This is a genomic window from Streptomyces sp. NPDC029169 (genome assembly GCF_055563935.1).
This window is the reverse complement of the sequence record NZ_JBVHXA010000023.1, coordinates 1-11,232: the sequence shown is the minus strand read 5'-3', so window position 1 is coordinate 11,232 and position 11,232 is coordinate 1. Positions and strand designations below refer to the sequence as shown.

At 70.4% G+C, this 11,232-nt stretch carries 12 protein-coding genes and 1 rRNA gene; 3 read left to right on the top strand and 10 right to left on the bottom strand.

The window, feature by feature from the left end:
* Window positions 1-81 precede the first annotated feature (81 nt).
* Window positions 82-363 carry a glutaredoxin family protein gene (locus ACZ4VI_RS31970; RefSeq protein WP_468004964.1) on the bottom strand — a complete coding sequence of 94 codons (282 nt, stop codon included), beginning with the start codon at window positions 361-363 and terminating at the stop codon, window positions 82-84.
* 156 nt (window positions 364-519) lie between these two features.
* Here ACZ4VI_RS31970 and ACZ4VI_RS31965 point away from each other — a divergent pair, with 156 nt between their 5' ends.
* The 3 genes from ACZ4VI_RS31965 to ACZ4VI_RS31955 all read left to right on the top strand — a co-directional run bounded on the left by ACZ4VI_RS31965 (window position 520) and on the right by ACZ4VI_RS31955 (window position 4,238).
* Entirely contained in the window at window positions 520-1,470 is a 951-nt protein-coding gene (locus ACZ4VI_RS31965; RefSeq protein WP_468004962.1) for an HAD family hydrolase, read from the top strand.
* A 472-nt stretch (window positions 1,471-1,942) separates the two neighbouring features.
* Window positions 1,943-2,734 (top strand): ECF subfamily RNA polymerase sigma factor, BldN family, encoded by a 792-nt coding sequence (locus ACZ4VI_RS31960; protein WP_137988687.1) that lies wholly within the window; start codon window positions 1,943-1,945, stop codon window positions 2,732-2,734.
* Between the two features lie 298 nt (window positions 2,735-3,032).
* The gene (locus ACZ4VI_RS31955; RefSeq protein WP_468004961.1) at window positions 3,033-4,238 is read left to right on the top strand and encodes a DUF5667 domain-containing protein; all 1,206 of its coding nucleotides are present in this window, start codon (window positions 3,033-3,035) and stop codon (window positions 4,236-4,238) included.
* Between the two features lie 53 nt (window positions 4,239-4,291).
* On the opposite strand, the gene ACZ4VI_RS31950 is transcribed toward ACZ4VI_RS31955, so the two are convergent.
* From ACZ4VI_RS31950 to rrf, 9 genes are all read right to left on the bottom strand, one after another.
* Window positions 4,292-5,344, bottom strand: a complete 1,053-nt coding sequence (locus tag ACZ4VI_RS31950) for a lysophospholipid acyltransferase family protein (protein WP_468004959.1) — start codon at window positions 5,342-5,344, stop codon at window positions 4,292-4,294.
* A gap of 2 nt (window positions 5,345-5,346) precedes the next feature.
* Window positions 5,347-6,387, bottom strand: coding sequence for an NAD-dependent epimerase/dehydratase family protein (locus ACZ4VI_RS31945; protein WP_468004958.1), 1,041 nt, complete (start codon window positions 6,385-6,387; stop codon window positions 5,347-5,349).
* 192 nt (window positions 6,388-6,579) lie between these two features.
* Window positions 6,580-6,678, bottom strand: coding sequence for a 30S ribosomal protein bS22 (locus tag ACZ4VI_RS31940; RefSeq protein ID WP_003948845.1), 99 nt, complete (start codon window positions 6,676-6,678; stop codon window positions 6,580-6,582).
* Between the two features lie 122 nt (window positions 6,679-6,800).
* A complete protein-coding gene (locus ACZ4VI_RS31935; RefSeq protein WP_468004956.1) occupies window positions 6,801-7,010 on the bottom strand; it encodes a helix-turn-helix domain-containing protein in 210 nt (69 codons plus the stop codon).
* A 128-nt stretch (window positions 7,011-7,138) separates the two neighbouring features.
* Window positions 7,139-7,954 carry a phosphatase gene (locus tag ACZ4VI_RS31930; protein WP_468004954.1) on the bottom strand — a complete coding sequence of 272 codons (816 nt, stop codon included), beginning with the start codon at window positions 7,952-7,954 and terminating at the stop codon, window positions 7,139-7,141.
* A 94-nt stretch (window positions 7,955-8,048) separates the two neighbouring features.
* Window positions 8,049-9,227 (bottom strand): acetoin utilization protein AcuC, encoded by a 1,179-nt coding sequence (locus ACZ4VI_RS31925; protein ID WP_468004952.1) that lies wholly within the window; start codon window positions 9,225-9,227, stop codon window positions 8,049-8,051.
* The gene (locus tag ACZ4VI_RS31920) at window positions 9,196-10,398 is read right to left on the bottom strand and encodes an MFS transporter (RefSeq protein WP_468004950.1); all 1,203 of its coding nucleotides are present in this window, start codon (window positions 10,396-10,398) and stop codon (window positions 9,196-9,198) included. Before ACZ4VI_RS31920 ends, ACZ4VI_RS31925 begins: the two co-directional genes overlap by 32 nt.
* Before the next feature lie 43 nt (window positions 10,399-10,441).
* On the bottom strand, window positions 10,442-11,089 hold the full coding sequence (locus ACZ4VI_RS31915; protein ID WP_468004948.1) for an HAD family hydrolase: 648 nt from the start codon (window positions 11,087-11,089) through the stop codon (window positions 10,442-10,444).
* A gap of 73 nt (window positions 11,090-11,162) precedes the next feature.
* Window positions 11,163-11,232: ribosomal RNA gene (gene rrf / locus ACZ4VI_RS31910) — 5S ribosomal RNA — on the bottom strand; the annotation flags it as partial.

Here is an 11,232-nt window from a genome sequence, read left to right as displayed (position 1 = left end):
AAGGGGGCAAAACCGCACACTCTCCTCACGATCACGCCCCCGAAACCCAACAAAACGTCCACGATGGTAACCGTCTTCCGGTCAGGCACCCAGTTCACGCCGCAGCCGCCCGGCGTCCACACGCCAGAAGGTGTGCTGCTCGCCGTCGACCAGGACCACCGGGATCTGCTCCCAGTAGGCCCGGTGGAGCTCCTCGTCCTGGGTGATGTCCTTCTCCTCCCAGCGCGCCCCGGTCTCGGCGCAGACCGCCTCGATCACGTCCCGGGCGTCGTCGCAGAGATGACAGCCCGGCTTCCCGATCAGCGTCACGGTCCGCTCGGCGGCGGGGATGCTCTTCTTCGTCCGTCCAAACATGCCGTCCATTCTGCGCCGCGCCCGGCCGGCACCCGGCCACGCACGATCACACTCCCTGCCTCCAGCTTGCCCCCATTGTCCGTTTAACAGGAGAGTCGCGGAGTGTTCACGCCTCGGCACCCCGAGAGGTCCGGAAGTACCGAACAGACTGGCTATGCTCACGACATGGCCGCAATGGGATGGCTCACCCCCCGTAGGCGCTCCGCCACCGCGCGCAGCGTTCTGGCTGGCGAGGCCGCCGCCGAGGCGGCGCGCAAGTCCTCGCAACAGCTCGAAGCGGAACGGGAGGCGGCGGCGCTGGCCGAGGCCGCGAAGCCCGCCGAGCCCGAGTTCCCCGTCGTGGGCGACGCCGAGGCCGCCGCGTTCTTCGACCTCGACAACACCGTGATGCAGGGCGCCGCGATCTTCCACTTCGGGCGCGGCCTGTACAAGCGGAAGTTCTTCCAGCGCCGCGAACTGGCCCGGTTCGCCTGGCAGCAGGCGTGGTTCCGGCTCGCCGGCGTCGAGGACCCGGAGCACATGCAGGACGCCCGCGACAGCGCCCTGTCCATCGTCAAGGGCCACCGTGTCTCCGAGCTGATGTCCATCGGCGAGGAGATCTACGACGAGTACATGGCCGACCGCATCTGGCCCGGCACCCGCGCGCTCGCCCAGGCCCACCTGGACGCCGGCCAGAAGGTCTGGCTGGTCACCGCCGCGCCCGTCGAGACGGCCACCATCATCGCCCGGCGCCTCGGCCTGACCGGCGCGCTCGGCACGGTCGCCGAGTCCGTCGACGGCGTCTACACCGGCAAGCTGGTCGGCGAGCCCCTGCACGGCCCCGCCAAGGCGGAGGCCGTCCGCGCACTGGCCGCCGCCGAGGGCCTGGACCTCAACCGCTGCGCGGCGTACAGCGACTCGCACAACGACATCCCGATGCTGTCGCTCGTCGGCCATCCGTACGCCATCAACCCGGACACCAAGCTGCGCAAGTACGCCAAGGCGCGGGACTGGCGGCTGCGCGACTACCGGACGGGCCGCAAGGCCGCCAAGGTCGGCATCCCGGCCGCGGCGGGCGTCGGCGCGCTGGCGGGCGGCACGGCCGCCGCGGTCGCCCTGCACCGCCGCCGCCGCTGACTCCGGGCCGCCGCTTACTCCTGACTGCCGCTGACCCTGGGCGGCGCGCCTGGCGCGTCGCACCCTGCCGACGCCTGCCGATACGTTTCGGCCGCGATCATCTGCGACAACCCGGGACCAGACCCCCTCACCCGTACGTGGTCGAACACCACCGCACAGGTCGACCCACGGGCATTCCTCACCCTGTACCCAGCAGCGGCCCGGATCACTCTCCGCCTTAGCACTCGGGCACAACTGAGCGCGCACGTAGTCACACTCGGAAGCAATCCGATCAACAACCAGTCACGAACTGTGATTGATCACGTCCACAAGCGGTAACAGGTGCGACGGAATCGGTGATTTACGCAACTGGGTGTAGCGCTGCCTGTACGAAGCGTTATTCTCCTCAGACGCACAACGGAACCCACACGTCGCCACGACGAGTGAACGGTCCCGCACTGCACGTGATGGAAGCTCTGCCTCTGGGAGTCCCGTGTACCCACACGTCGGGGTTGACGCCTCGGGCCTGGCTACGCTGCGCGCAACGGTCCTCGACCACTTGCGCGGCTTCGTCCCCACCGCGTACGCCGGCCCTGTCCCCGCCTTTGCCTTCGCCGCACCGGCACCTGCCGGTCCCTGCTATGCCCTCGCCGAGAGCGGAGCCGCTGTCGGCAGACGGGGCAGCCGCGGCGGCACCGGAACCTCGACCGCCGCCCGCCGCCCCACCGCCGACAGCGACAGCGCCCGCATGATGGACCTCGTCGAGCGCGCCCAGGCCGGTGAGGCCGAGGCCTTCGGCCGCCTGTACGACCAGTACAGCGACACCGTCTACCGCTACATCTACTACCGCGTCGGCGGGAAGGCGACGGCGGAGGACCTCACCAGTGAGACGTTCCTGCGCGCCCTGCGCCGGATCTCCACCTTCACCTGGCAGGGCCGCGACTTCGGCGCCTGGCTGGTCACCATCGCCCGCAACCTGGTGGCCGACCACTTCAAGTCCAGCCGCTTCCGGCTGGAGGTCACCACCGGCGAGATGCTCGACGCCAACGAGGTCGAGCGCAGCCCCGAGGACTCCGTCCTGGAGTCCCTCTCCAACGCCGCCCTCCTCGACGCCGTCCGCCGGCTCAACCCCCAGCAGCAGGAGTGCGTGACGCTGCGCTTCCTGCAGGGCCTCTCGGTCGCCGAGACGGCCCGGGTCATGGGCAAGAACGAGGGTGCGATCAAGACCCTCCAGTACCGGGCCGTGCGCACCCTGGCGCGCCTGCTCCCGGACGACGCCCGCTGACCGCTCCGCGCCCCCCACACGCGCCCCCCACCGACCGCGTCGCGCCCCCACCCCTCACCCTCCCCCCATGTCCCCCGACCCCCGCCCAACTCACAGTCGGTGACGCCTCGATGACGCACTGGTCCGATCATCTTTCGCGCGTAACCCAAGTGCCGCGCCGCTCGTTGTGCGGGATGCAGGCTCCCTGTGGTCACGCCGTGCCCGCAGCCACTCACTCGTTCGTGTGGATGTGTTCAAGGTGTGCAACCTTCCGGACACCCCGGGGAGTCGACCGTCATGACGAGAGGAGGTGCCGCCAGTGATCGCGAACGTATCGGCGCACCGGCGGGCGAACGCCTTCGCCCAGGCCCTGGATGACCGGACGCCCGACGACGCGACGGCCGAGCAGCCCGAGGCGTCGGCCGAACCGGCCGAGCAGGGGCGGCTGTTGGCTCTGGCGAACGGTCTCGGCGAGCTGCCGAAGCCGGAGATGGACCCCGAGGTCAAGGTGGTGCAACGGGCACAGCTCGTGGCCGCCATGGAAGCGATGCTCGCGGAGGGAGGCGCGGCAGCGGGCCCTACGGTGCCGGAGCAGCGGACATCGAGCGGGCGGGGAGCCCACCGGGCCTCCCCGCTGCGGAAATTGCGCCCCCGCTCCCGCTGGTCGAAGGGCATCGCCGCGGGCGGCCTCACGGTCGGTGTGGCCGCGGGCGCTTTCAGCGGTGTGGCCGCTGCGAGTTCCGACGCCCTTCCCGGTGACTCGCTCTACGGGCTCAAGCGCGGGATGGAAGACATCAAGCTCGGGATGGCCGACGACGACGCCGACCGGGGCGGGATCTACCTGGACCAGGCGTCGACCCGGCTCAGCGAGGCCCGCAGACTCATGGAGCGCGGCCGCGCGGGCGCCCTCGACCACGAATCGCTCGGCGAGATCCGCCGCGTCCTCGGCGGCATGAAGCACGACGCCTCCGAGGGCCACCGGCTGCTGCGCCAGGCGTACGAACGGGACGGCGAGATCGGCCCGATGGCCCGGCTCAACTCCTTCGCCCAGGCCCACCGCTCCACCTGGAACGGCCTGCGCGAGCGGCTGCCCTTCCAGCTCACCGACGTCGGCAAGGAGGTGAACGACGTCTTCGTCGCCATAGACGAAGAGGTCGAGCCGCTCCAGAGCATGCTGCCGCGCACCCCGGAGAAGGGCGCCGTCGAGACCGGCGGCGCCGGCACCCCGCAGGACACCCCAGGGACGCGCACCCAGCGCCCGCCGTCCTCCCCCGCCGCCCCCTCCACGGTCGGCGAAGGCTCCACCCGGCCCCAGCCCTCGGGCTCCGGTTCGGGCACGGGCTCCCCGCAGGACGACGGCCTGCTCGGCGGGAACACCGGCGGCCTGCTCGACAACGCACCGACGGGCACACTCCCGACGCCCTCGGGCGGCCAGGCGACACCCCCGATGCCGGACGTCGAACTCCCGCCGCTGCTGCCAGGCCTGCTCCCCGGCCTCGACATCGACAGCGAGGACGCCCGCTAGGACGAGTGGTGCCCCCTCTCCGGAGGGGGCACCACTCGTACGTCAGAAGGCAGTCAGAAGAACACGGACCGCCGCTGCACCAGCAGCTTGTAGAGCGTGTGCTGGATCTGCTCGCGGACCTGGTCCGTCAGGTTGAACATCAGCATCGGATCCTCCGCCGCCTCCGGCGGATAGCCGTCCGTCGCGATCGGCTCGCCGAACTGGATCGTCCACTTCGTCGGCAGCGGCACCGCACCCAGCGGCCCCAGCCAGGGGAACGTCGGCGTGAGCGGGAAGTACGGGAAGCCAAGGAGTCGCGCGAGCGTCTTCGCGTTGCCGAGCATCGGGTAGATCTCCTCCGCGCCCACGATCGAGCACGGCACGATCGGCACCCCGGCCCGCAGCGCCGTCGACACGAACCCGCCCCGGCCGAAACGCTGGAGCTTGTACCGCTCGCTGAACGGCTTCCCGATGCCCTTGAAGCCCTCCGGCATCACCCCCACGATCTCCCCGGCCCGCAGCAGCCGCTCCGCGTCCTCCGCGCACGCCAGCGTGTGCCCGGCCTTGCGGGCCAGCTCGTTGACGACCGGCAGCATGAAGACCAGATCCGCGGCGAGCAGCCGAAGATGACGGCCCGCCGGGTGGTTGTCGTGCACGGCGACCTGCATCATCAGGCCGTCCAGCGGCAGCGTCCCGGAGTGGTTCGCCACCACCAGCGCGCCGCCCTCGGCGGGAATGTTCTCCACGCCCTTCACTTCCACCCGGAAGTACTTCTCCGCGAGCGGCCGCACCAGCGACATCAGGACCTGGTCGGTGAGCTCCTTGTCGTAACCGAACTCGTCGACTTCGTACTCACCGGTCACCCGCCGCCGCAGAAACGCCAGCCCGCCCGCGAGCCGCCGCTCCCACCCCGCCCGGCGCCCGCCGGACTCGGAAGGCCCACCCGGCTCCCCCACCGCGGGTTCCACGGCCTCCACCGCCTCCACCGGCCCCGCGTGCCGATGAGGGTCCTCGGGCCCCTGCTGCCCCGGCAGAGCCCGTACGGCGGCGTCCCAGCCCGCCCTGCCGGGCCGCCGGCGCGCCCGTGAGCGGTCGTCGTCGAACGGAATGACCTTGGCGTCCGCCATCGTTACCTGGGCTCCTTCTGATCCAGCCGGGCCGCGACCCGGTCCACGGCCCCCGCGAGCATCTCCGGCGGCAGCAGCCCCGGCCCGCGGCTGCGGACGAAGTCCGCGAACGTCTCGGCCGTCGTGAACCGAGGGCTGAACCCGAGCGTCTCCCGCATCTGGACCGTGGAGACCACCCGGCCATGGGTCAGGAGCCGGATCTGCTCGGGCGCGAAGTCGGTGACACCGACCGTGCGCAGCGCCGAGCCCACCCATGTGACCGCGGGCAGCAGCACCGGCACCGTCGGCCGCCCCAGGCGCCGCGCGCACTGCGAGAGCAGCAGCACACCGTCCCCGGCCACATTGAACGTGCCGCTGTTCAGCGTCGCCCGGCGCGGCTCGTCCGAGGCAAGCAGCAGGACGTCGATGACATCGTCCTCGTGCACGAACTGCAGCCTCGGGTCGTAGCCGAAGACCGTCGGCAGCACCGGAAGCGACAGATACTCGGCGAGCGGGGAGTCCACCCGCGGCCCCAGGATGTTCGCGAACCGCAGCACACACACGGCCACGTCCGGGCGGCGCCGCGCGAAGCCCCGTACGTACCCCTCGACCTCGACGGCGTCCTTGGCGAAGCCGCCGCTCGGCAGCGACTTGGGCGGAGTCGTCTCGGTGAAGACGGCCGGGTCGCGGGGCGCGGAGCCGTAGACGCTCGTACTGGACTTGATGACAAGGCGTCGGATCCGCGGCGACTTCTGGCAGGAACCTAGCAGCTGCATGGTGCCGATGACGTTGGTCTCCTTGATGGACGTACGGCCGCCGGCGCCCAGCGCCGTACCGGTGACGTCCATATGGACGACCGTGTCCACCTCGTACTCCGCGAGCACCTTCGCGATGGCTGGCTGGCGGATGTCCGCCCGTACGAAATCGGCCCCACCGAGGTCATGGGCCGGCGCCACCGCGTCCACGGCGACCACCCGGTTCACCTCGGGATCCCGCTGGAGACGCCGGACGAGTCGGCCCCCGAGATGCCGGGCCGCACCGGTGACGAGCACGACCTTGCCCAAGATCAGCGCCTTCCGTCGCTCTCGGCCCCGGGTTCTCCCGCAGGGCCCTGTGCGCCACCGTAGCGCCTCGGTGTGCGCTGCGATGACTGCCGTGGGCAACCGGGTGGAACCGGCCGAAAAAAGCGTGGCCCCCCACCGATGCCGGTGGGGGGCCACGCTCGACGCACAAACAGCCGTCGTTCCAGCCGTCGCTTACTTCTTGTTGCGACGCTGAACGCGGGTGCGCTTGAGCAGCTTGCGGTGCTTCTTCTTGGCCATCCGCTTGCGCCGCTTCTTGATAACAGAGCCCACGACTACCCTCGCTCACTTCTTCTCACTCGGTGCGGGGCGTCTGGGCCCACACGACCTACGAGGGGTTAGCCTACCGCCCCTGGCACCGCACCAGTAATCCGAGGGTCACCCTGGCTTCCCCGCTAGGCCGTCTCCACCCCCACGTAGGACTCCCTGAGGTACTCGTGAACCGCCTGTTCCGGGACCCGGAAGGACCTGCCCACCCGGATCGCCGGCAGATGACCGCTGTGCACCAAGCGGTACACGGTCATCTTCGACACTCGCATCACCGAGGCGACTTCCGCCACGGTCAGAAACTTGACCTCGTTCAGAGGCCTATCGCCAGCAGCCATGACCCACCTGTACCTTCCGCACACGACGCCCACCGGCTTCCCCTCCGGTGACCCTGCGTCGCTGTGCGCTCACGCTCCAGACTAGGGGCGTGTGGTACGAGTGGGGAAGAGGAGCAGCCATCGGCCGTTTACCGTGACAGACACGCTCGATTGAGTACATAGCGAGTGAGCGGGCGGTAGTGATCGGACCGCACGGCATCATCAAGCGGAACGGCCACGGAGACCTGCCCCTCCGCCTCTCCGACGAACAGTGCGGGATCGTCCGTATCGGCCAGGCCCATGGCCTCGATACCCAGCTGACCTGCCCCGCAGACCCATCCGTGGTCCCCCACGACGAGTTCCGGAAGCGGCCAGCCGCCCTCCACGACCCCCTCCAGAGCGGCCCTGACCGGTAGCGGCGAGTGGGTGTGCGCCCCCGTCTCACGCCCCGTTCCCGGCAGACCCGGTTCTCGCACCAGGGCGACACCGCGCGCGTAGTCGAGGACGTACGTGCGTAGACCGAACCGGGTCGTTATGTCGACACATCGCCCCTGCGCGGGGGTGAGGACAAGACATCCCACCGCCGACAGAGCGTCTGCGAGCGCTGCGTAGAAACCCAGCAGCCGATGCGGATGACCGGTCCCGAACAGCACCGGAGCCCGCCGTCCCGCCGCCTCGCCCAGCCGCTCGGCGAACGCGTCCAGCGCACTCAACGTCCGCTCCGGATCGATGACATCGGGCCCCGAACGGTGCGACGGATCCCCCGACACCCCGCACTTGTCGGCCATCAGGCGCAGCAAGTCTCCCTCGCCCCAGCCCCATTCGGGGTCGAGACCCAGCATCACCCGCGGATCCCGCGCCGCGAAGAGCCGATAGCTCCGCAGACTCTCCTCCCGCGAGGTCGCCACGGTCCCGGCCAGCCTCGCCGCCAACAGATGCGCCCGCAGCGCCCCGGTACTCAGCACCCGACCGATGCTGCCGCAGCGGGAGTGACGAGGGGCCAAAAACCAGGCGAGACCGCACAGTCGGCGTAACCACGCGGCGACCGAACGCACCTACCTAGGGCAGCAGCCCCCGGAGCGGGAACACCGCCCGCCGTGTCGCGAGGACCGCCTGGTCGAGCCGGTCGGCGGGGTCGTACCCCTCCTCCCAGTCCCGCCAGGACACCGGCCACCGCCCGTCCGTCATCCGCACCGGCCCCGGCTGCCGGGTCCGCGCGTACACCAGATCCCGCCACGACGACGGAATCACCGACTCGGGATCGATCTCCGCGTGCCCCGCGATCCCCACCAGATGCGTCCACGACCGCGGCACCACATCCACCACCGCGTACCCGCCGCCGCCGAGCGCGACCCACTTCCCGCCGTCCACATGCGCGTGCGCGAGCTCATGGCAGGCCGCCTGCACCGCCCGCTGCGCGTCCAGCGACACCGCCAGATGCGCCAGCGGATCCTCGAAATGCGTGTCGGCACCGTGCTGGGTCACCAGGACCTGCGGCCGGAAGTCGGCGATCAGCTCGGGCACGACGGCATGGAAGGCCCGCAGCCACCCCGCGTCCCCGGTCCCCGCCGGCAGCGCCACGTTCACCGCGGCCCCCTCGCCCGCGCCCGGCGCGCCCGTCTCCTCCGGCCACCCCGTCTGCGGGAACAGCGTCCGCGGGTGCTCGTGCAGCGAGATCGTCAGGACCCGCGGGTCCTCCCAGAACGCGGCCTGCACCCCGTCCCCGTGGTGCACGTCCACATCCACGTACGCGACCCGCTCCGCACCCAGCTCGAGCAGCCGGGCGATCGCCAGCGACGCGTCGTTGTAGATGCAGAACCCCGAGGCCGAACCCGGCATCGCGTGATGCAGCCCGCCCGCGAAGTTCACCGCGTGCGCGGCCTCCCCGCGCCACACCGCCTCCGCCGCGCCGACCGACTGACCCGCGATCAGCGCGGACACCTCGTGCATCCCGGAGAACGCCGGATCATCGACTGTCCCGAGCCCGTACGCCTGGTCGGCGGCCCTGGGGTTCGCGGAGGCGGCCCGCACGGCCGCCACATAGTCCTCGCGGTGGACGAGACGCAGCGTCGAGTCACCGGCCGGCTGCGCCGCCACCACGTCCACGGCACGGTCGAGGTCGTACGCCCGCACCAGCCCCATGGTCAGCGCGAGCCGTACCGGGTCCATCGGATGCTCGGACCCGAAGTTGTACCCCGTGACAGCTTCATCCCACATCAACAGTGCGCGGCCGCTCATGCCCGCCACCGTATCGGGCCTGTTGAGAACCGAACGACGTGGCGTACGCCACCGTCACCAGGACCAACACCATCGGCACGAGCATCGCCCCCCGATAGCTCCACGCGTCCCCGAGCGCTCCCACTAGCGGAGACCCGATCAGGAACCCCACGTAGTTGAAGACGTTCAGCCGCGCGACCGCCGCGTCGCTCGCTCCAGGGAAGAGCCTTCCCGCAGCCGCGAACGTCTGCGGCACGATCACACTCAGCCCGAGCCCCAGGACCGTGAACCCGGCCATCCCCACCCAGGCCCCCGGCGCCACCGCGACCAGGGCGAACCCGAGCGCCGCGAGGACCGCCCCGCACCGCACGACCGTGGCAGCCCCCATCCTGCGCACGCCGAAGTCCCCCACGGCCCGCCCGAGAAGGGTGGTGACCATGTACGCGTTGTACGGCACGGTCGCCAGCTCCTCCGAGCTGCCGAGCACGTCCTGAAGGTACTTGGCACTCCAGTTGGAGACGGTGGAGTCCCCGATGTAGGCGAAGGTCATGACGAGACAGAGGGGCAGCAGCAGCTTGAACGCGACGCCCCCACTCGCGGCTTTGCTCATGTCCACGGAAGCGGGCGCGGACTCCCCGCCGAAGTACCACCGACTCCCCACGAGCGCCGCCGGCAACAGCACACCCACGACGGGCAGATAGGACACGAACAGCGGCAGATGCCAGTGCGCCCCGGCCCAGGCCAGCGAGGCCCCCGCGATCCCGCCCAGGCTGTACGCGGCGTGGAACCCGAGCATGATGCTCCGCCCGTACGCCCGCTGGAGGCTCACCCCGAGCATGTTCATGGACGCGTCCAGCGCACCGACCGCCAGCCCGAACACCCCGAGGGAGACGGCGACCTGCCACAGCTCCGAACCTGCCCCGACGGCCAGCAGCGCCAGGAGCACGACAGGCTGCGCCCATCGCAGCACCACACCCGGACCCACCCTGGCCACGACCATCTCGGTGGCCACACTGGCCACACCGGCGAGGATCGGCACGGCGGCGAGGAAGGCGGGCAGCAGCGCGTCGGAGATCCCGTACCGGTCCTGGATCGCCGGTATTCGGGTCACAAGGAGCGCGAACGTCACTCCCTGCACGAAGAAACTGATCGCCAGGGAGCCCCGCCCACGCCGCAACCGCGCATCCGTCATGGCGGCACAGCGTAGGACCGGGCGCTACCCATGGGTAGATGGATCACACCCCCAATATCGCCGGGAGCTCCTCCATCCCACCGAAGAACCCGGTGGCGCCGACGAGCTTCTCCTCCGGCGTCATGGCAGTGAACCCGTACACGTCCATTCCTGCGGCCAGCGCCGCCTGGACCCCGAGTCGGCTGTCCTCGACGACCACACAGCGTTCGGGCGCGACCCCCATACGGTCGGCGGCATGCAGGAACAGATCGGGCGCCGGCTTCCCGCGCCCGACGTCCTCGGCGCTGAAGATGTTCTCGTCCCGGAACCACGCGTCGAGCCCGGTCTTCCGGTGCCCGACCCGGATCCGCTCATGGGACCCGGAGGACGCGAGACAGTACGGAACTCCGCCGTCGACGAGCCGCTTCAACACATCGGTCACCCCGGCGACGGCCTCCAACTCCCGCTCGAAGGCGGCGAACGTGCGCGCGTGCAGCGTCTCGTCGAAGTCCGCCGGCAGCCGCTGCCCGGTCCGCTCCCCGACCAGATCGTGTACGCGGTGGATGGCAGCCCCCATATAGTCGCGCAGGGAGTCCTCGTAGGAGGTGGGATGCCCGAGCTCGGTCAGATAGCCGGCCAGGATGGCGTTGGCGAGGGGCTCACTGTCGACGAGCACACCGTCGTTGTCGAAGACGACCAGTTCGTAGCGCATGCCCACACGATAAGCGCCCTCAGAACGCAGAAAAGCCCCGCACCAGATGGTGCGGGGCTTTCCCACAATGATTGTTCGGCGGCGTCCTACTCTCCCACAGGGTCCCCCCTGCAGTACCATCGGCGCTGAAAGGCTTAGCTTCC

Excerpts from the sequence above, each read along its gene's own strand:
- ACZ4VI_RS31970 (WP_468004964.1), bottom strand. The coding sequence starts at position 363 with ATGGACGGCATGTTTGGACGGACGAAGAAGAGCATCCCCGCCGCCGAG.
- ACZ4VI_RS31965 (WP_468004962.1), top strand. The coding sequence starts at position 520 with ATGGCCGCAATGGGATGGCTCACCCCCCGTAGGCGCTCCGCCACCGCG.
- ACZ4VI_RS31950 (WP_468004959.1), bottom strand. The coding sequence starts at position 5,344 with ATGGCGGACGCCAAGGTCATTCCGTTCGACGACGACCGCTCACGGGCG.
- ACZ4VI_RS31935 (WP_468004956.1), bottom strand. The coding sequence starts at position 7,010 with ATGGCTGCTGGCGATAGGCCTCTGAACGAGGTCAAGTTTCTGACCGTG.
- ACZ4VI_RS31925 (WP_468004952.1), bottom strand. The coding sequence starts at position 9,227 with ATGAGCGGCCGCGCACTGTTGATGTGGGATGAAGCTGTCACGGGGTAC.
- ACZ4VI_RS31920 (WP_468004950.1), bottom strand. The coding sequence starts at position 10,398 with ATGACGGATGCGCGGTTGCGGCGTGGGCGGGGCTCCCTGGCGATCAGT.
- ACZ4VI_RS31915 (WP_468004948.1), bottom strand. The coding sequence starts at position 11,089 with ATGCGCTACGAACTGGTCGTCTTCGACAACGACGGTGTGCTCGTCGAC.